Annotated in this window: 14 protein-coding genes; 8 read left to right on the forward strand and 6 right to left on the reverse strand. The window is 74.8% G+C overall.

Going from position 1 to position 18,344, the window contains the following annotated elements; genetic code table 11:
• Positions 1-113: 113 nt before the first annotated feature.
• From AQJ11_RS08770 to AQJ11_RS08785, 4 genes are all read left to right on the forward strand, one after another.
• Entirely contained in the window at positions 114-1,478 is a 1,365-nt protein-coding gene (locus tag AQJ11_RS08770; RefSeq protein ID WP_059262477.1) for an FAD-dependent oxidoreductase, read from the forward strand.
• A 342-nt stretch (positions 1,479-1,820) separates the two neighbouring features.
• Entirely contained in the window at positions 1,821-3,017 is a 1,197-nt protein-coding gene (locus AQJ11_RS08775) for a hypothetical protein (RefSeq protein ID WP_059262478.1), read from the forward strand.
• A 65-nt stretch (positions 3,018-3,082) separates the two neighbouring features.
• Positions 3,083-3,370, forward strand: a complete 288-nt coding sequence (locus AQJ11_RS08780; protein WP_014676756.1) for a YkvA family protein — start codon at positions 3,083-3,085, stop codon at positions 3,368-3,370.
• Between the two features lie 49 nt (positions 3,371-3,419).
• Positions 3,420-4,127: a 2-phosphosulfolactate phosphatase gene (locus tag AQJ11_RS08785; protein ID WP_208616465.1), complete on the forward strand. Its 708-nt coding sequence runs from the start codon at positions 3,420-3,422 to the stop codon at positions 4,125-4,127.
• A 52-nt stretch (positions 4,128-4,179) separates the two neighbouring features.
• Here the strand turns inward: AQJ11_RS08785 and AQJ11_RS08790 are convergent, their stop codons facing one another.
• Positions 4,180-5,229 carry a hypothetical protein gene (locus tag AQJ11_RS08790; RefSeq protein WP_059262480.1) on the reverse strand — a complete coding sequence of 350 codons (1,050 nt, stop codon included), beginning with the start codon at positions 5,227-5,229 and terminating at the stop codon, positions 4,180-4,182.
• Between the two features lie 394 nt (positions 5,230-5,623).
• On the opposite strand from AQJ11_RS08790, the gene AQJ11_RS08795 reads away from it, so the two are divergent.
• The 3 genes from AQJ11_RS08795 (at position 5,624) to AQJ11_RS08805 (ending at position 12,375) form a co-directional block, all read left to right on the forward strand.
• Positions 5,624-8,140 carry a SpoIIE family protein phosphatase gene (locus AQJ11_RS08795; protein WP_059262481.1) on the forward strand — a complete coding sequence of 839 codons (2,517 nt, stop codon included), beginning with the start codon at positions 5,624-5,626 and terminating at the stop codon, positions 8,138-8,140.
• A 105-nt stretch (positions 8,141-8,245) separates the two neighbouring features.
• The gene (locus AQJ11_RS08800; protein WP_244218162.1) at positions 8,246-10,984 is read left to right on the forward strand and encodes a SpoIIE family protein phosphatase; all 2,739 of its coding nucleotides are present in this window, start codon (positions 8,246-8,248) and stop codon (positions 10,982-10,984) included.
• A gap of 62 nt (positions 10,985-11,046) precedes the next feature.
• Positions 11,047-12,375 carry a hypothetical protein gene (locus AQJ11_RS08805; RefSeq protein WP_208616466.1) on the forward strand — a complete coding sequence of 443 codons (1,329 nt, stop codon included), beginning with the start codon at positions 11,047-11,049 and terminating at the stop codon, positions 12,373-12,375.
• An 11-nt stretch (positions 12,376-12,386) separates the two neighbouring features.
• Here the strand turns inward: AQJ11_RS08805 and AQJ11_RS08810 are convergent, their stop codons facing one another.
• The 3 genes from AQJ11_RS08810 to AQJ11_RS08820 all read right to left on the reverse strand — a co-directional run bounded on the left by AQJ11_RS08810 (position 12,387) and on the right by AQJ11_RS08820 (position 16,220).
• Entirely contained in the window at positions 12,387-12,623 is a 237-nt protein-coding gene (locus AQJ11_RS08810) for a hypothetical protein (RefSeq protein WP_014676749.1), read from the reverse strand.
• Positions 12,624-12,721: 98 nt separating this feature from the next.
• Positions 12,722-14,227: an FG-GAP repeat protein gene (locus tag AQJ11_RS08815; protein ID WP_059262484.1), complete on the reverse strand. Its 1,506-nt coding sequence runs from the start codon at positions 14,225-14,227 to the stop codon at positions 12,722-12,724.
• A 154-nt stretch (positions 14,228-14,381) separates the two neighbouring features.
• Positions 14,382-16,220: a glycoside hydrolase family 15 protein gene (locus tag AQJ11_RS08820; RefSeq protein WP_059262485.1), complete on the reverse strand. Its 1,839-nt coding sequence runs from the start codon at positions 16,218-16,220 to the stop codon at positions 14,382-14,384.
• Positions 16,221-16,440: 220 nt separating this feature from the next.
• On the opposite strand from AQJ11_RS08820, the gene AQJ11_RS08825 reads away from it, so the two are divergent.
• A complete protein-coding gene (locus tag AQJ11_RS08825; RefSeq protein WP_014676746.1) occupies positions 16,441-16,647 on the forward strand; it encodes a hypothetical protein in 207 nt (68 codons plus the stop codon).
• Between the two features lie 125 nt (positions 16,648-16,772).
• Here AQJ11_RS08825 and AQJ11_RS08830 read toward each other — a convergent pair whose 3' ends face one another.
• Both AQJ11_RS08830 and prcB read right to left on the reverse strand, forming a co-directional pair.
• Positions 16,773-17,261 carry a DUF5709 domain-containing protein gene (locus AQJ11_RS08830; RefSeq protein ID WP_059262486.1) on the reverse strand — a complete coding sequence of 163 codons (489 nt, stop codon included), beginning with the start codon at positions 17,259-17,261 and terminating at the stop codon, positions 16,773-16,775.
• Between the two features lie 176 nt (positions 17,262-17,437).
• Positions 17,438-18,292 carry a proteasome subunit beta gene (gene prcB, locus AQJ11_RS08835; RefSeq protein ID WP_059262487.1) on the reverse strand — a complete coding sequence of 285 codons (855 nt, stop codon included), beginning with the start codon at positions 18,290-18,292 and terminating at the stop codon, positions 17,438-17,440.
• Positions 18,293-18,344: the final 52 nt, after the last annotated feature.

An 18,344-nucleotide genomic window follows, 5' to 3' on the forward strand; every position in this document is an offset into this window, starting at 1 on the left:
AGGCATAAGATCGGCTTATGAGGTCATAGACCGGACCCGCGTACCGACTTAGGTGTGCCTTAGTTTAGGCTTCGTGATCAAGTCGCCCATGCACGCTCGAAGGGAACCTGATCATGCCGCGCCCCCTGCGGGTAGCCATTGTCGGAGCCGGCCCCGCCGGGATCTACGCCGCCGACGCCCTGCTCAAGTCCGAGGTGGCCGCCGACCCCGGTGTCTCCATCGACCTCTTCGAGCGGATGCCCGCCCCGTTCGGCCTGATCCGGTACGGCGTCGCGCCCGACCACCCGCGCATCAAGGGCATCATCACCGCCCTGCACCAGGTGCTCGACAAGCCGCAGATCCGCCTGTTCGGCAACGTCGACTACCCGACGGACATCAGCCTGGACGACCTGCGCGCCTTCTACGACGCGGTGATCTTCTCGACCGGCGCGATGGCCGACCGCGAGCTGCCCATACCCGGCATCGACCTGGACGGCTCCTACGGCGCCGCCGACTTCGTCTCCTGGTACGACGGTCACCCTGACGTGCCCCGCACCTGGCCCCTGGAGGCCGAGAAGGTCGCCGTGCTCGGTGTCGGCAACGTCGCCCTGGACGTCGCCCGCATCCTCGCCAAGACCGCCGACGAGCTGCTGCCGACCGAGATCCCGCCGAACGTCTACGACGGTCTGAAGGCCAACAAGGCCGTGGAGATCCACGTCTTCGGCCGCCGCGGCCCGGCCCAGGCGAAGTTCAGCCCGATGGAGCTGCGCGAGCTGGACCACTCCCCGAACATCGAGGTCATCGTCGATCCCGAGGACATCGACTACGACGCGGGCTCGATCGAGACCCGGCGCGGCAACAAGCAGGCCGACATGGTCGCCAAGACGCTGGAGAACTGGGCGATCCGCGATGCCGGCGACCGCCCGCACAAGCTCTTCCTCCACTTCTTCGAGTCGCCGGCCGAGATCCTCAGCAAGGACGGCAAGGTCGTCGGCCTGCGCACCGAGCGCACCGCCCTGGACGGCACCGGCAACGTCAAGGGCACCGGCGAGTTCAAGGACTGGGACGTCACGGCGGTCTACCGCGCGGTCGGCTACCTCTCCGAGAAGCTGCCCAAGCTCCCCTGGGACATCGACTCCGGGACCGTCCCGGACGAGGGCGGCCGGGTGATCGAGGAGGGCGGCACCCACCTGCGGTCCACCTACGTCACCGGCTGGATCCGGCGCGGCCCCGTCGGTCTCATCGGCCACACCAAGGGCGACGCCAACGAGACCGTGGCCAACCTGCTGGACGACTTCGCCGGCGGCCGTCTGCACACCCCCGCCTCGCCCGAGCCGGAGGCCGTGGACGCCTTCCTCGCCGAGCGCAACGTCCGCTTCACCACCTGGGAGGGCTGGTACAAGCTGGACGCCGCCGAGCGTGCCCTGGGCGAACCGCAGGACCGCGAGCGCGTGAAGATCGTCGAGCGTGAGGACATGCTGCGGGAGAGCGGCGCGTAACCGCCCTCCTCCCTCCGGGTCCCAGGGGGCCGGCGCCGGTGCGCCGGCCCCCGCCCCGTTCCGTACTGGCGGTGGGCGCCGGCAGGGGTGAACGGGGTCCGCCCCTGAGCGGATGGACGGGCGGGCCCCGTTCGCCGGACATTGTGGGCGCCGCGACCGCCGGCCGGACACGGGTGAACCGCGGTCGCCTCACGCGCGCCGCGCGCACCCCGGGCGTACGGCGCGCACCCCGCGCTCCGGGCGCACTCCCGGGCGACGCGCGGGGCCGGGCCCCCGCCGCCGTGTCGCCCCGCCGAACGGTGATACTGGGAGGCACACCCGCCCCCATCAGCAGATTGGCTCATGTCGAACTCCGCCGGCGACCGCGCCACCACCCCGCAGACCCTCTGGGCGGCCCGGGGCCGCCACACCGGTCCCGCCCCCGAGAACGTCCTCCGCCGCACCCTGCGACGGCACAAGGAGAGCGGTGACATCGACGACTTCGCCGAGCCGCCCACGGCCGGGGACCCGGCGCGGCGGGTCTTCGAGGCCCGCTGGCGAGCCGGCGGCACGGTGACCGTGCGGGCCCGGCTCACCCTCGTACCGCAGGAGGGCCGGCTGCCGGGCCACGAGTGGCGGCTGGTCGCGGAGGCGGAGCGTCCGTGGGACGACGCCTGGCCGTCGCCCGCGACGCTCTTCTGGCCCGAGGGCGGCTCGGACGAGGACGACGACGGCTCCTGGGACCATCACCCCACGGTCGCGGGCCTGCGCTTCCGGCACGTCAACGCGCTGCCGGAGGACGACAAGGACATGCGGCGCCGGCTGCGGGACGCGGCGCGGGAGGCGTGGTGCGTCCATGTCGTCGTCCACGAGGCGATGACACCCGACGAGCGGGGCCGGCTGCCGCTGGCGCGGCTGCTGCCGCCCGGCCTGCGGCACCGCGTCATCGAGCACCGGGCCGCACCGCAGCAACTGCGCGCCGTCAACTGGGCGTTGAAGGACCTCGGTGTCGAGGTGCCGCGCGGCGGCGCGGTGCTGCTGCCGCCGGATCCGGCGCCTGAGGGGTACGACGGCCGGGAGCACAGCGTACGCACCGTCTTCCTGGACGGTTCGGAACCGGCCGGACTCGTCGCGGCGCTACGGCACTTCGTCGCCCTGCCCCGGCCGCTGCCGGGGGACGCCGAGGAGGCGCTGACGGACCTGCGCGAGAACTGGACCCTGATGACCCTTCAGGAGCAGTTGGAGCGGGAGCGGCGGCTGGTCGCCATGTACGCCGAGGCGCTGGAGGCGATGACGAAGTCCCGGGACCTGTACAAACAGGCCGCCGAGCAGGCGCTGGAGGCCCTGGCGGCGTACCGCGACGTGCCCGCGCCCGCCCTCCCCCAGCAGCGGCCCGCCGCCCGGACACCGGGCGCGTTGCAGCAGCTGACGCGGACGTTCGAACGGCTCAAGCTGGCGCCCAAGGGCCGGCAGCAGCAGGGGTCCGCCGAGGATTCCCCATCGGACGGCAGCGCCGGGGCCGCGGGCGCCGGCGGCGACGCGGACGGCCGCTCATCGTAGGAGTCCGTCGGGGTACATGGACGGTCGTACCGTTCGCAGACGCCCCGCTTCGGCAAGGAGCCGCAATGGACACGACCACGACCCTGCTGGTGATCGCCGCCGTCGTCGCGGCGGTGCTGCTCGCCGTCGCGGTCGGGCTGCTGGTGCGGCTGGTGCGGGCGCGGCGGACGCTGCGGCGGGCGGGGCTGCCGACGGGGCCCCGGTGGGTGTTCTGGGGCGCGGTCGCCTATCTGGTGCTGCCCACCGATCTGCTGCCCGACCCGGTCTACCTGGACGACATCGGCGTCCTGCTCCTCGCCCTGCGCAGCCTGCGCGCCGCCCGGCCGCTGCCGGGCGGGCCGACCGAGCCCTGACCGGCCGGGCGCGGTGCACCGCACCGGGGGTATGCCGCACCATGGGGCGATGCGACCCGTGTTCACCGGCATCCCCGGTGCCCCGGCGGCCCCCGGCGTGGCCGTGGTCGTCGACGTGATGCGCGCGTTCACCGTGGCCGCCTGGGCGTTCCGGCGCGGCGCCGAGCGGATCGTCTTCGCCCGCACGCTGCGGGAGGCGCTGGCGCTGAAGGCCCGTCATCCGGACTGGCTCGCCTGCCAGGACGGGGCGCCGATGCCGGGGTTCGACCTGGTCAACTCGCCCGCCCGGCTGCGTGCCCTGGACCTGCGGGGCCGTACGGTCGTCCAGAAGACCACCGCCGGGACGGCCGGGGCGCTGGCCGTGGCGGACGCCGGGCTGCTGCTGTGCGCGAGCTTCGCGGTGGCCGGGGCGACCGCCGGGGCGCTGCGGCGGGTGCGGGCGCAGACGGTGACCTTCGTGGTCACCGGGGACGGCGGGCGGGCCGAGGAGGATCGGGCCTGCGCGCAGTACATCGCGGAACGCGTGCGGACGGACGACGTCGACGCGGGCCCCTACCTGGCGCGGGCCCGGCGCTCCACCGCCGCCGCCCGGCTGGCCGACGGTGTGCGGCGCGGATGGGCCGGTGTCGATCCCGAGGACGTGGCCGTGTGCCTGGAGACGGACACGTTCCCGTCGGCCATGGCGGCCACCCGGGAGGACGGCCACCTGGTGCTGCGCCCATGGGCGCCCCCGGAGCGCCCGGCCTCCTCGGTGTAGGGGGAGCCCGGCGGCGCCGGTCCGGAACCAGGCCCGACCCGGCCGGACGGCCTCAACCGGCGTCCTCCCGCTCGGCCTTGCCCGGGGTCAGGGCCGTGAGCAGGACCGCCAGTGCGCCGAGTGCCGCTGCCGCGGCGGTCGGGCCGGCCAGCCACGACGGTGCCAGGGTCGCCGCCCGCAGCCGGGCCGGGTCCGGCAGGCTGAACCGTCCGCCGAGCACGTGCCCGGCGGCGAGCACCGCCGTGACCCCGACCGCGGCCGTCGCCGCCACGAGCCGGGCCGGCGCCGCCCGCGCGGTGAGGGCGAGCGCCAGCAGGCCGCACAGCGCCGAGGCGAGCAGGGTGGCCCCGAGGGCGCCGTGGGACAGCGCGGTCCAGTAGCGCGGGGCATGCGCCGTCCCGCACAGGAACACCAGCAGCGCGGCGCACCGGGCGGCCCACAGGCAAGCCGTCGGCGTCCGGTCGTCCCCGGCCCGGTCCGCACCCGCCCGTCGTCCTCCCGCCCGCCCCTCCGCGTCGGACCGCGGTGTCCTCGTCCGCCCTTCGACGACGATGCGCCGGGTCTTCACCGGCCCTGCCGCGGCCGGCCGTCCCGCCGCCGGCTCTGCCGCGGCGGGCCGCCCCGCCTCCGCCGGCGCCTGCGGGGCCGACCACCCCACCTCCCACACGACCGCCGGTGCCACGGCGGTGGACACCGACCGCTCCTCGGCCTGACTCGTCCGCCGTTCCGCCGCCAGTCGGCCGATCAGCTCGGCGAGTTCCTCCACGGGCCGGTGCACCGCCACCGCCCGCACAGCGGCCTCCGCGCAGTGGGATTCCGCCGGGCCGCGGTGCAGCAGTTGCACCAACCGGGAGACGTCCTCCAGGGGGCGGCGCTGAGCGGCGGCCCGGATCGCCTCGTCGGCGCTGTCGCTGTCCCGGGGCGGTTCGGTCAGCAGCGTGACCAGGCGGGTGACGTCCTCCACCGACCGGTCGACCGCGACCGCGCGCAGCACGTCGGCTGTCGTCCGGGCCGGTTCGGGCGTGCTCTCCAGCAGCGTGATGAGCCGGACCACGTCCTCCAGCGGGCGGTCGGCGACGGCCGCGTGAACCAGGCTGCGCAAGGGGTCGCCGTGCGCGGGTTCCTCCGGGGGGAGCGACTGCACGGGCCGCGTGAGGAGGTGCGGGGACGAGGTGGGGGCATCCGGTGCCGTGGATATCACCGAGTCGTCGGGACGGGGGGATGAAGAGCAGGTCGTCATCTCGTCTCCAGGAGAAGGGTGCGACCGCACCCGCGCCCCGTCTGCGGTCGCCGCGTCACGGACTCCATTACTAGGAGCGGGCCCCGGAGCCCGCCACTCGGGCGGGGCACTGGTGTGAGCCGGCCCGGTGCCCTCCGGCCGGTACCGGGGGTGCCCGCCCCGCCCCTCTCCACCCCGTCCAGGTGCGTTCCGTGCGTCTCGTGGCGCATTCTTGCTGTGTCATCCACCCGGAGCCGCACGGGACGAGGTGGGACCGATGGCCGGGAGCGACGAGCAGGCGGTCCGTACGCGGGCCCGGCTGACCGCGCTGCTGACCGACGTCTCGACCAGCGTCCTCACCGCGGCCGGCGGCCGGGCGGCGGGCGTGTACCTGCGCTCCCGCACCCCGGGCCTGCTGCGCCTGGCGGTGCTCACGGGGCTGCCAGGTCCGCTGTTCAGGTCCTGGTGGCGGCTGCACGTCGGCCGGCCGTTCCCGGTCGCCGACGCCTACCGGCTCGGCGTCCAGGTGGTCCTGCCGAACGCCACGGAGACCATGCGCCGGTATCCGCAGTTCGCGGCCGGTCTGCCCTTCCCGTTCGGGTCGGTGCACGTGCCGGTGCCGGGCGGGACCGCACCGCTGGGGGTGCTCACGGTCCTGCACCCGGCGGTGACGGACACCGTGCACGACCTGCTCGACCGGGAACTGCTCGGCCGGCTGGCCGAGGGGCTGGGCACCGAACTGCTCGGTCTGGCCGACGGCGACGAGGGCGCGATCGTCTGGGACGGCGAGCCGCTGTGCGTACGGCCGCCCGCGAGCCGGCCCGCCCGGGCCGCCGTAGGACGCTTCAGCTGTGACCCGGCGACCTCCGTGGTCCGTGCGGACGACCGGTTGCACGCCCTGCTCGGGCTGCGCCCCGGCGAGTTCGCGGGGACGACGACGGCGCTCGCGGACGCCGTGGCCCCCGCCGACGCGCACCGGATCCTGGCCGCGCTGCGCGACACCGCCGCCGGGAAACCGCCGAGCGCGCCGCTGAGCCTGCGCGCCCGCGACGGCACGCCGCGGCTGCTGGACCTGTGGCCGGCCGACGAGGACCGCGCGGACCGCGCCGGGACGGCGGTCCACGGGGTGGTGTTCGACCCCGGTACGGCCGCCGCCGCCGACGGCGCGGCCGACCTGCTGCCGGAGGGCGTGTTCTGCCTGGACCGGCTGGGGCTGATCGTGTACGCCAACCCGGCGGCGGCCCGGCTCACGGGCCGGGCGCGGGAGCGGCTGCTGGGGCAGGCGCTGTGGGAGGCGCTGCCCTGGCTGACCGGGCCGCCGTACGACGACCATCTGCGCGGCGCCCTGCTCTCCCCCGAGCCGGTGCACTTCCACGCCCGGCGGCCTGCCGACGACCGGGACGAATCCGGTGAGGGCGACTGGCTGGCGGTCTCGGTGCACCCCGGCACGGACCTGCTGACCTGCGTGCTCGTCCCGGCCAGCCGGGTGGACGCCGCGAGCGGGCCGGCGCCGGAGGCCAGGGTCCCGAAGGACGCGGTGGCGGGCGCCCGCTCGATGACGCCGCTGTACCGGCCGATCGCGCTGGCCATCGCGCTGACGGACGCGGTGACCGCCCGGCAGGTGTCGGCGGTGGTCATGCAGGAGTTGCTGCCCGCGTTCGGCGGCCGGCGGCTGGCCATCTACCTGCTCCAGGACCGGCATCTGTACCTGGCCTGGGAGACGGGGTTCCCGCAGGGCTTCCTCGCGCCGTTCGAGGGCATCGGCCTCGACGCGCACGTGCCCGGTGTGGAGACCCTGACCACCGGCCGGCCGCTGTTCTTCGAGAACATGGGGCAGATCGCGGCGGCCTATCCGGGGATCGCCCTCGACGCGCAGGAGGGCTCGCGTGCCTTCCTGCCGCTGATCGCCTCGGGCAGGCCGGTGGGCTCCTGCATCCTCGGCTTCGACCGCGAGCGCGCCTTCAGCACGGAGGAACGCACGGTCCTCACCGCGCTCGCCGGGCTGATCGCGCACGCGATGGAACGGGCACGGCGCTACGACGACGAGGCGGCGCTCGCCCGCGGCCTGCAACAGGCCCTGCTGCCCCGTCGGCTGTCGACGCATCCGCGGGTGGAGACCGTGGGGCGGTATCTGCCGGGGACGCAGGGCATGGACGTGGGCGGTGACTGGTACGACGTGGTGGAGGCCGGGGGCGGGCTCGCGCTGGTCATCGGCGATGTGCAGGGGCACGGGGTGCAGGCGGCGGCCACGATGGGCCAGCTCCGCAGCGCCGTGCGCGCGTTCGCGCTGGGCGACCGGCCGCCGGACGAGGTCCTGAGCGGCACCAACCACCTGCTGATCGACCTGGACCCCGGCCAGTTCGCCAGCTGCTGCTACCTGCGCCTGGACCCCGCCACCGGCCGGGCCCGGGTCGCCCGGGCGGGCCATCCGCCGCCGCTGCTGCGCTGCCCGGACGGCCGGACCCGGCTGCTGGACATCCCCGGAGGTGTCGTCCTCGGCGTGGATCCGCACGCCCGGTACCCGGTGACCGAGCTGTGGCTGGAGCCGGACGCGATCCTCGCCCTGTACACCGACGGTCTGGTGGAGCGGCCCGGCGCCGACATCGACGACGGCATCGCGTCGCTGCGGCTGGCGCTCGCCCAGGCCGGTGCCGGTACCGGCCGGGGCGGCGGGCGGTCCCTGTCCGGGGTCGCCGACCGGCTGACGGCCACCGCCCGGCACGCCACCGACCGCCCCGACGACGTGGCCCTGCTGCTGGCCGCCCGCCGTCCGCCGCCCGCTCCCGGCCGGTGACCGGCCCACCCCGCCCACCCGGGCCCGCCCCGGCCCGGCGCTCGGCCGTCGCCGCCTCGGGTGATGGTCTCGCCTGCGGGCGCCGGGCAGTGTAGACATGGGCACATGGTGCGACTGCCCGGCCGGCCCGTGACTCGGCCGCCCCGCTCTTTCGGGTACCCGCGCGCACCGCACAGCCCAGCGGCGGCGGACGGCGGCACGAGCGGAAGCCGGCCGGGGGTGCTGCGGGCGGCGGTGACCGGGCGCAGCGTGGCCGGGCAGGTGTTCGTCCTGCAAGTGGTGATCGTGCTGCTGCTGGTCATCTCGGCGGCGGTGGCCCAGGTGCTCCAGGTGCGGCACGACAGCGACACCGAGGCGGCCAACCGTTCCCTCGCCGTGGCCGAGACGTTCGCCAACGCCCCCGGCACGGCCGCCGCCCTGCGCTCCCCGGACCCCACGGCCGTGCTCCAGCCGCGCGCGGAGGCGGCCCGCAAGGCGACCGGCGTGGACTTCATCGTCGTGATGAACACCGACGGCATCCGCTACACGCACCCCAAGGCCGACCGCATCGGCAAGAAGTTCGTCGGCAACATCGCCCCGGCCGTGGCCGGCGGCACGGTCACCGAGCACGTCAACGGCACCATCGGGGCGCTGGTGCAGGTCGTGGTGCCGGTGAAGGACTCCGGTGGCCAGGTGGTGGGCCTGGTGGCGGCCGGAATCACCACCGCGCACGTGGGCGGGGCCGCCGACCAGCAGCTACCGCTGCTGCTGGCCGCGGCGGCTGCCGCACTCGCGCTGGCGACCGCGGGCACGGCCCTGGTCAGCAGACGGCTGCTGCGCCAGACGCACGGCCTCGGGCCGTACGAGATGACGAGGATGTACGAGCACCACGACGCGGTGCTGCACGCGGTCCGGGAGGGCGTGCTGATCGTCGGCGGTGACGGCAGGCTGCTGCTCGCCAACGACGAGGCCCACCGCCTGCTGGGCCTGCCGGCGGACGCCGAGCGGCGGCATGTGCTGGAGCTGGGCCTGGACGACGAGACGGCGGGGCTGCTGGCCTCGGGACGGGTCGCCACGGACGAGGTGCACCTGGTCAAGGACCGGCTGCTGGCGATCAACCAGCGGCCCACGGACCTGCGCGGCGGCCCGCCGGGCAGCGTCACCACGCTGCGCGACTCCACCGAGCTGCGCGCCCTGTCGGGCCGCGCGGAGGTGGCGCGGGAGCGGCTGAACATGCTGTACGAGGCCGGTGTGGGCATCGGCACCAGCCTGGACGTGACCCGCACCGCGGAGGAGCTGGCGGAGCTGGCGGTGCCCCGGTTCGCGGACTACGCGACGGTGGACCTGTTCGACGCGGTGCTGGGCGGGGAGGAGCCGCGGCCGGGGACGGCGCTGCGCCGCGCGGCCTGCGCGGGCGTCCGCGGGGAGGCCCCGCTGTATCCGCTCGGCGAGCGGATCCGGTTCGTGGCCACCTCGCCGCAGGCGCGGGCCCTGACGACCGGGCAGTCGGTCGTGGTGCCGCGGCTGCGCGACGAACCCGGCTGGCGGGCGCAGGACCTGGAGCGCACGGACCAGGTGCTGGCGTTCGGCATCCACTCGATGATCACGGTGCCGCTGCGGGCGGGCAGCCTGGTGCTGGGCGTGGCGAACTTCTGGCGGGCGGAGAAACCGCAGCCGTTCGACGCCGAGGAACTGGCCCTCGCGGAGGAGCTGGTGGCGAGGGCGGCGGTGTCGATCGACAACGCCCGCCGGTACACCCGTGAGCACAGCATGGCGGTCACCCTCCAGCGCAGCCTGCTGCCGCGCAGCCTGCCCGAGCAGGGCGCCCTGGACATCGCCTACCGCTATCTGCCGGCCCAGGCGGGGGTGGGCGGCGACTGGTTCGACGTGCTGCCGCTGTCCGGCGCCCGGGTGGCCCTCGTCGTCGGGGACGTCGTGGGGCACGGGCTGCACGCGGCGGCGACGATGGGCCGGCTGCGTACGGCCGTGCACAACTTCTCCTCGCTGGACCTGCCGCCGGACGAGCTCCTGAGCCTGCTGGACGAGCTGGTCGGCCGGCTCGACCAGGACGAGGCACCGGTCACGGGCGCGTCCGTGGTGACGGGCGCGACCTGTCTGTACGCGATCTACGACCCGGTGTCCCGGCTGTGCACGATGGCCCGGGCCGGCCATCCGCCGCCCGCGCTGGTGCGGCCGGACGGCGGTGTGGAGTTCCTGGACGTGCCCGCGGGACCGCCGCTGGGCCTGGGCGGGCTGCCGTTCGAGACGGCCGAGCTGGAACTGCCGCAGGACAGCCGGCTGGTGCTGTACACCGACGGTCTGGTGGAGGACCGGGAGCGGGACATCGACGAGGGGCTGGGCGGCTTGCGCGACGCGCTGCTGCGGACGCCGGGAGCCTCCCCCGAGGACACCTGCCGTACCGTGCTGGACCGGCTGCCGGCCCGGCCGAGCGACGACGTGGCGCTGATCGTCGCCCGCACCCGGGTGCTGGGCGACGACCGGGTCGCGCAGTGGCAGGTGCCGTCCGACCCGGCGGCGGTGTCGGAGGTGCGGGCCTCGGTGACCCGGCGGCTGTCCGACTGGGGCCTGGACGAGCTGGCGTTCACGACGGAGCTGATCCTGAGCGAGCTGGTCACCAACGCCATCCGCTACGGGCGCGGCCCGATCGGGGTACGGCTGCTGCGCGACCGCACCCTGATCTGCGAGGTGTCCGACCGCAGCACGACCTCGCCGCACCTGCGGTACGCGGCGAGCACCGACGAGGGGGGCCGGGGCCTGTTCCTGGTCGCCCAGCTCGCCGAGCGCTGGGGCACCCGGTACACCCCGCACGGCAAGGTGATCTGGGCGGAGCAGCCGCTTCCCTGAGCGTGCGCAGGGGCGGGGAAATCGTTTGAGGGCCCGCCAGCCCGCGGGTGATGATCTCCGGCATGTTCTCGCGCAGGAATCGCCGCACCGCCCGGCCCACGTCGCCCGCCCTCCGCACCGCCTGGGAGACCCTGGACGCCGGTGACGTACCCGGTGCGCTGCGGCAGGTGCGGGCGGCCGGGGAGGATCAGCCGCTCGACGAGGTGGCCCTGGTGGTGGGGCGGGCGGCGGGCTCGGCCGGGTTCGGCGATCTCGCCGACGCCTCGGCCGCGCTGGCCGCCGCTCCCGAGGACCCCCGGGCGCTCTACGACTTCGGGTACGCGTGTGTCGAGCGCGGGGTGCCGGATCTGGCGATTCCCGCGCTGCGTGCGGCACTTCGCCTCAGCGGCGGGGCGCTGCCGGTGCTGCGGGAGCTGGTGTCGGCGTACGAGGACGAGGGCCGGCACCGGGAGGCGGTGGCCGAACTCGCCCGCCACGAGGACCGTCTGGCCAACTGGCCGGACCGGTATCTGCTGGTGTTCAATGCCGTGCTGGGGGGCGATCTGGAGCTGGCCCGGCGTCAGCGCGCGCTGCTGCCCGACCCGGAGGACGAGCGGTGGCGGCCGGCGCGGGAGCGGCAGGACCGGATGCTGGCGCGGGCCGCCGACGCCGGGCGGGCGGGCCCGCTCGACGCGGTCGATCTGCGGGGCTGGCAGTACGTGCTCGGCGGCACGGTCCTCGGCACGCTGTCCCCGTACGGCTACGACGCGGGCATGAACGGCCGCTACGCCTGGTTGCAGGACACCCCGGACCAGTGTCTGCGCGGCCTGCTGCGGCTGCGGGACCTGCTGGCGGCCACCGGGGTACGGCCCCGGTCGGTGTCGCTGCTGCCGGACCGGGACTCGCGCGTCCTCGGGCTGGCCGCGGCCGAGGTGCTGGGCCTGCCGGCGGAGCCGTTCGCGCCGGGCCGGGCGGACACGGTGGTCGTGGCGTACGACCTCGACGGGCTCGCGGCGCACGACGGCGGGCCGGAGCTGGTCGGGGAGCTGTTCGCACGCGCCCCGGGGCAGGTGCTGCACGCGCACGCGTGCTGCTGGACGGACCCGCCCGCCGTCACCCCGGACAGCGCCGCCCTGCTGCACCAGTCGGTGGTGGCGCCGTGGGGTCCGCAGCTGCGTCCGTCGGCGGACGGCGGGGTCGAGCGGGGGCCGGCGGACGACCGGCCGGAGGCGGAGATCGCCGCCGGGATCACCGCGGCGGACCCGTCGCCCGACCCCGGGGACGGCGACGGCCCGGCGGACGACGACGCGCGGTTCGCCGCGTTCGCCACGGCCGTGAGGGGCACGTGGCTGCGCGGTGAACGGGCGCGTGTGCGGTCCGCCGGGCCGGTCCCGAGTTCCCGGTTCGCCTGAGCGGGCGGCGGTCAGCCGCCGTCGAGCCGCGAGCGCAGCAACTGCTTGCCCAGCTCGGCGCCCTTGCGGCTGTCGGACTGTGCCTTGCGGAAGAGCTCCACGACCTCGTTGTCCTTGTCGCGCTCGGCGTCCTGGATGTACTGCTCCAGACGCAGGGCGTTGCTCAGGCACGCCTCGACGTACCAGATCAGGTTGTAGTCCTTGTCGCGGGTGCCGGTGACGTCGCCGGTCTCGCTGGTGCTGGTCATCCGGGGTCTCCTCCTTCTGTCGACCCTGTGGCGATTCCGCTTGCCGTCACGCCGGGTACCCGTGCGACCTGCGGGCACACCGGCCGATCGGGCCGGTGCTACTCGTCGATCACGGCGCCGAAGCGGGCTCCGTGGGCGGTGCCCCCGAGCGCGGCGGCCCCGTAGGACCAGGAGCCGTCGGCGAGCAGCCCGCCGCCGCTCGCGGGCAGCAGCCACACCGCGCCGTCGCCCGCGTTCTCGCCGGGCGCTGCGGCCACCAGTTCGGCGCGGCCGTCGCCGTCGGTGTCGGCGAGCCGGACCTGGGCGCCCCAGGCGTCGTCGGCCTCGGCGGTGCCGGGGACACCCTGGGTGTTCTGGTCGAAGGACTGGGCGTGGCTGCCGGTGAGACCGGTGCGGGAGCCGGGCAGCAGCCAGACCGCCCCGGCGTCGGCGACGGTGCCGATGTCCTCGCCGGGCGCGCCGACCGCCACGTCGGCGTAGCCGTCGCCGTTGACGTCGGCCACGGACAGGTCGGCGCCCCACGCGTCGCCGTCCTCGGCGGTGCCGGGGACGCCCGGGGAGTTCTGCGACCACCACTGCGGGGCGGTGCCGGGGCCCTGGGTGCCGGCCGGGCCGCCGTCGCCGCCGTAGTAGACGCCGACCAGGCCGCCGGGTGCGTCGGCGTCGCCGGTGGCCTCGTCGGCGGCGCTGAGCTGGCCCACCACGAGGTCGTCGTAGCCGTCGCGGTCGATGTCGCCGGAGGCCGAGCCGAGGCCGCCGTGCAGGTCCCGCCGGTAGGCGAGGCCGTCGGGGCCGCCCGCGTAGTACGCCGACCAGCCCTTGGTGTGGTCGTCGTCGGGGCTGTAGCCGGAGACGACGAGGTCGGCGAAGCCGTTGCGGTCGTAGTCGCCGGTGGTGACGTAGCCGGGCTGGAGCCGGTGGCCGGTGGAGTGCGGGGCGGCGACCTGGCGCAGGACGCCGGCGTGCCAGGTGAACACGGTGAGGCCGACGTTCTGGTCGACCACCACGAGCTGGTCGGAGTCGATGTCGCCGGTGAACCGGGCGGCGGCCACGGACAGTCCGAAGCGGGCGCCGGCGGCGGGCTTCGCGGCGGTGACGGAGGCGTTCTGCTCCGCTCCGAGACCCTTCGCGGAGCCGTACAGGACGGTCACCCGGCCCGCGTCGGCGACGGTGCCCTCGTCCTCGCCGGGCGCGCCGATCACCGCGTCGTCGTAGCCGTCGCCGTCCAGGTCGCCGGTGGCGACGGCCTGCCCGAAGTCGTCCCAGGCCTCGGAGGTGCCGGGCACGCCCTGGGTGGACTGGCTGATGACCTGGACCCGGCCCCTGGGGACGGTGGCGTCGGTGCCGATGCCGTTCGGGGCGCCGTACTGCACGGTGACGTAGCCGGCGCCCTCCTTGCCGTCGACGGTGCCCTCGGGGACGCCGGTGAGCAGGTCGGTGTAGCCGTCGCCGTTGAAGTCGCTGTTGCGGTCGGCGGCCGTGGTGCCGCCGGGCACGCCCGCGAACGCGGCCGGGGCGGCGAGGATGCCGGCCGAGGCCAGCAGCAGGAAGGAGGCCGCGGCGACGGCGGCGGAGCCTGCGGTGCGTCGGGTGTGGCTGGTCATGTCCCTTACCCCCGTGGGTGATCGGTGATCCGTCGGCCGGCTGGTCGGTGCCGGCGCATGGTTCGACCCGGCGGGGGCGGGGGTGGTTGTGGCGTGCGGACGCGCTGTGACACGGCGGTGACAGACGTGGCCCGACCGGGACGTGCGGGCGGCCTCAGCCGAGGGCGCGGTCCAGGTTGAACGCGGCACTGATGAGGGACAGGTGGGTGAAGGCCTGCGGGAAGTTGCCCTGTTGCTCGCCGGTGCGGCCGATCTCCTCCGCGTACAGCCCGAGGTGGTTGGCGTAGGTGAGCATCTTCTCGAAGGCCAGCCGGGCCTCGTCGAGCCGGCCGGCCCGGACCAGCGCCTCGACGTACCAGAACGAGCAGATGGAGAAGGTGCCTTCGTCGCCGCGGAGTCCGTCGGGGCTGGCCTGCGGGTCGTAGCGGTAGACGAGCGAGTCGGAGACGAGGTCCTCGGTGAGCGCGTCCAGGGTGGACAGCCACTTGGGGTCGGTGGGGGCGATGAACTTGGCGAGCGGCATCATGAGCAGGGACGCGTCCAGGACGTCACCGCCCTCGTACTGCACGAAGGCGCTCCGGAGCTGCGACCAGCCGCGTTCCATGATCCGCCGGTAGATGGTGTCCCGGGCCTGCCGCCAGCGGCGGTGGTCGGCGGGCAGCCCGCGGTGAGTGGCCAGGCGGATGGCCCGCTCGATGGCGACCCAGCACATCAGCCGCGAGTACGTGAAGTCCTTGCGCCCGCCGCGGGTCTCCCACACGCCCTCGTCCGGCTGGTCCCAGTGGTCGCACACCCAGTCGACCAGGCGGCACACGTCGTCCCACTGGCCGCTGGAGATGGGCTGGGCCCACTTGTCGTAGAGGTAGATGGAGTCGATCAGGGCGCCGTAGATGTCGAGCTGGAGCTGGCCGACGGCGGCGTTGCCGACCCGGACCGGGGCGGAGCCGAGGTGGCCCTCCAGGTGCGGCAGTTCGCGTTCGGGCAGTTCGGTGCGGCCGTCGATGCCGTACATGATCTGCAACGGGCCGGAGCCGTCGCCGCAGCCGGGGCTGATGTGCGTGGTCAGGAACCCCATGAACGCCTCGGCCTCGCCGGTGAAGCCGAGCCGCAGCAGGGCGTAGACGGCGAAGGCGGCGTCGCGCACCCACACGTACCGGTAGTCCCAGTTGCGCTCGCCGCCGAGCTGCTCGGGCAGGCTGGTGGTGGGGGCGGCGACGATGGCGCCGGTGGGGGCGTAGGTGAGCAGCTTCAGGGTGAGCGCGGAGCGGTGCACCATCTCGCGCCAGCGGCCCCGGTAGCGGGACTGGTGCAGCCAGCGGCGCCAGTAGGCGACCGTGGCGTTGAACTGGTGCTCCGCCTCGGCGTGGGCGCAGCCGCGCGGGGACACCTCGCCGTCGACCTGGTCGAGGGCGAACACGGCGGACTCGCCCTCGCCGAGCTTGAAGTCGGCGCGCGCGTCCCGCTCGTCGCACTCCAGGGCGACGGTCGAGGTGAGCGACAGCGACTGGGCGGGCGACTCGAACACCACCATGCCGTCCAGGGGGCGCACGGTGTGCGCGGCGGCGCCGTAGTCGAAGCGGGGCGCGACCAGCATCCGGAAGGGGACGGTGCCGCGGACGCACACCACACGCCGGATCAGCCGGTGCCGGCCCGCATCCACGGGCCCCTCGCCGACGATCGGCATGAAGTCCTGCACCTCGCCGACCCCGTCCTCGGTGAAGAACCGGGTGATCAGCACGTTGGTGTCGGGGAAGTAGAACTGCTTGGTGCGGGCCGGCACGGCGGCGGCCAGCTCGAACCGGCCGCCGCGCTCGGCGTCGAGGACCGCCGCGAAGACGCTCGGGGAGTCGAAGGCCGGGCAGCAGTACCAGTCGATGGTGCCGTTGCTGCCGACCAGGGCCACCGTGCGCAGATCGCCGATGAGTCCGTGCTCGGCGATGGGCAGGTAGCGGTGGTCACGGGGTCCGGTCCCGTGGAACGGCGAATCGGCCATCGGCGGCCTCCCGGGGGGCGGGGCGGTGCGGGCGGTATGTGCCTGATGCGAGTGTTTTCCAGCTTAGGCGAGTGGTTCGCCGTGGTGTGGGCAGGAGGTCCTCACCCGCTCCCGAGGCGCTTCCGGATGCAGGGTGCGCCGGGGAGGGCAATGGTGAGAGTGTGCCCCGTTCGAAAGGCACCGGCACGGATGCGGTCATCCGGACCGAGGAGGAGGCATCATGTCGACATCCACACCCGAAGAGTCCCGTTCGTCGGACGACGTCTGCACCCCGGACGCCCTGCTCCACTCCGCGCCCGCCAAGGACGTCACCCCAGAGGACCTGGTGATGGCGGCGGGCCGGGACGTCACACCGAAGACGCTTGACTGGGCGCGTCGCAAGCTGGAGTCGGAGGGCATGGCGGCCATCGAGAAGCTGCTGCCCTGAGGCGATCCGGGGAGCACAGGGACCCGAACGGGGAGACCGGCCGGACGTGAGTCCGGCCGGTACCCTGTGCACGGGGTGTCACACGGAAGGTGACCAGTCCGCCGCGGAGCGTCGCCGGTTGTCCCTCACTCGGGCAGTCCGGTGTCGTCCGGTACGACGTGGACCGCCGCCTCCTCCGCCCCGGCCGCTCCGGCGTCGATGCCGACGTCCTCGGCGACCTCCTCCTTGGTGGTGTCGGCGTGGGCACCCTCGTCCGGCGCGACCAGCCGGCCCGCGCGGGCCCCGCCGGCCTCGGGGTCGAGCGGCTCGCCCTCGCCGCCGGGCAGGTCGCCGATCTCGTCGCCGGCCGGCGGGGTCACGTCGGGGACCTCCTGGCCGAGCCGTTCGTGCAGGCTCTCCCCCTCGTGCTGCTCGGCCGCGGTGGTGCCGTGCTTGGTGACGCCGAGGGGCCGCTCGGGCGGGGAGTAGCCCTCGTCGAGCATGTCGTCGTAGGAGCGCTCGCCGACCGCGTCCTGCAAATCCAGGGGCCCGGCGTCCTCCTGTTCCTCGTTGCTGCCCGTGGGCTGGTAGACGTCGTCCGCCATGGGGGTCTGCTCGGACTGCTGGTCGCTCATGGTCGCCTCCTCCGGGTTCGCGGGCGGTCCTGGTCCGCGTTTCCCGTGACCGGATCATTAACCCCGCCGGCGCCCGGACAGATCGGTCGGCGGACCGTTCGGCGGGCCCGCCGTCACGGGAGGTGATGCCCTTCGGCGGTGCCGGGCGGCTGCGCTCCACGGCCTTGTGCCGACCTTCAGGGTGAGGCGTGCGGGCCGTCCGGGCGGCCGGCGCGCTGCCGGACCGTCTCGCGGCTCAGGTCCTCCGTCTCCGTCTGCGGGAGCCGCTCGAAGCCGTCCTCGGTGATGACCGAGACGACGGGGAAGATCCGGCGGTTCAGGTCCGGGCCGCTGGTGGCCGAGTCGTCGTCCGCGGCGTCGTACAGCGCCTGGAGCGCGGCGAGGGCCGCCTCCCGGCGGGACAGGTCCGGCCGGTACAGCTTCTTCAGCGCGCCCCGGGCGTAGGGGGAGCCGCTGCCCTCGGCGTGGAAGTGCCGCTTCTCGTAGAGCCCGCCGGCCGCGTCGAAACTGAAGATCCGGCCGCGTCCGCCCCCGGGCGCGGTGAGGTCGTAGCCGACGAGCAGCGGGACGACGACGAGGCCCTGCATGGCCTGGGCGAGGTTCTGCCGGATCATGGCCGCGAGACGGGTCGCCTTGGCGCCGAGCGTCATCGGGACGCCCTCGATCTTCTCGAAGTGGGTCAGCTCGACCTGGTAGAGCCGCACCATGTCGAGGGCGAGGCCGACGGTGCCGGCGAAGGCGACGGCCGTGTGGTCGTCGGCGGGGTGCACCTTCTCCAGGTCGCGCTGGGCGATGAGGTTGCCCATCGTGGCCCTGCGGTCCCCTGCTATCAGCACGCCGTCGCGGTAGGTGAGCGCGAGCACGGTGGTGCCGTGCGGGAACCGGTCCGCCGGCACGCGGACGCCGGGCGGGAACGGGGGCGCGGTGGGCAGCAGTCCGGGGCGGTGCGCGCTCAGGAACTCGGTGAAGGACGACGTCCCCGGTATGAAGAACGCCTCGCTCGGCAGGCCCGCGCTGTCGTTGCCCGGCATGACTCCCCCTCCTGTGTCACACGGCAGTACCCGACTCCTACCTGAAGCGGGC

This window comes from Streptomyces corchorusii (assembly GCF_001514055.1).
GTDB lineage: Bacteria > Actinomycetota > Actinomycetes > Streptomycetales > Streptomycetaceae > Streptomyces > Streptomyces olivaceoviridis.

Excerpts from the sequence above, each read along its gene's own strand:
- AQJ11_RS08770 (WP_059262477.1), top strand. The coding sequence starts at position 114 with ATGCCGCGCCCCCTGCGGGTAGCCATTGTCGGAGCCGGCCCCGCCGGG.
- AQJ11_RS08775 (WP_059262478.1), top strand. The coding sequence starts at position 1,821 with ATGTCGAACTCCGCCGGCGACCGCGCCACCACCCCGCAGACCCTCTGG.
- AQJ11_RS08780 (WP_014676756.1), top strand. The coding sequence starts at position 3,083 with ATGGACACGACCACGACCCTGCTGGTGATCGCCGCCGTCGTCGCGGCG.
- AQJ11_RS08785 (WP_208616465.1), top strand. The coding sequence starts at position 3,420 with ATGCGACCCGTGTTCACCGGCATCCCCGGTGCCCCGGCGGCCCCCGGC.
- AQJ11_RS08795 (WP_059262481.1), top strand. The coding sequence starts at position 5,624 with ATGGCCGGGAGCGACGAGCAGGCGGTCCGTACGCGGGCCCGGCTGACC.
- AQJ11_RS08800 (WP_244218162.1), top strand. The coding sequence starts at position 8,246 with ATGGTGCGACTGCCCGGCCGGCCCGTGACTCGGCCGCCCCGCTCTTTC.
- AQJ11_RS08805 (WP_208616466.1), top strand. The coding sequence starts at position 11,047 with ATGTTCTCGCGCAGGAATCGCCGCACCGCCCGGCCCACGTCGCCCGCC.
- AQJ11_RS08810 (WP_014676749.1), bottom strand. The coding sequence starts at position 12,623 with ATGACCAGCACCAGCGAGACCGGCGACGTCACCGGCACCCGCGACAAG.
- AQJ11_RS08815 (WP_059262484.1), bottom strand. The coding sequence starts at position 14,227 with ATGACCAGCCACACCCGACGCACCGCAGGCTCCGCCGCCGTCGCCGCG.
- AQJ11_RS08820 (WP_059262485.1), bottom strand. The coding sequence starts at position 16,220 with ATGGCCGATTCGCCGTTCCACGGGACCGGACCCCGTGACCACCGCTAC.
- AQJ11_RS08825 (WP_014676746.1), top strand. The coding sequence starts at position 16,441 with ATGTCGACATCCACACCCGAAGAGTCCCGTTCGTCGGACGACGTCTGC.
- AQJ11_RS08830 (WP_059262486.1), bottom strand. The coding sequence starts at position 17,261 with ATGAGCGACCAGCAGTCCGAGCAGACCCCCATGGCGGACGACGTCTAC.
- prcB (WP_059262487.1), bottom strand. The coding sequence starts at position 18,292 with ATGCCGGGCAACGACAGCGCGGGCCTGCCGAGCGAGGCGTTCTTCATA.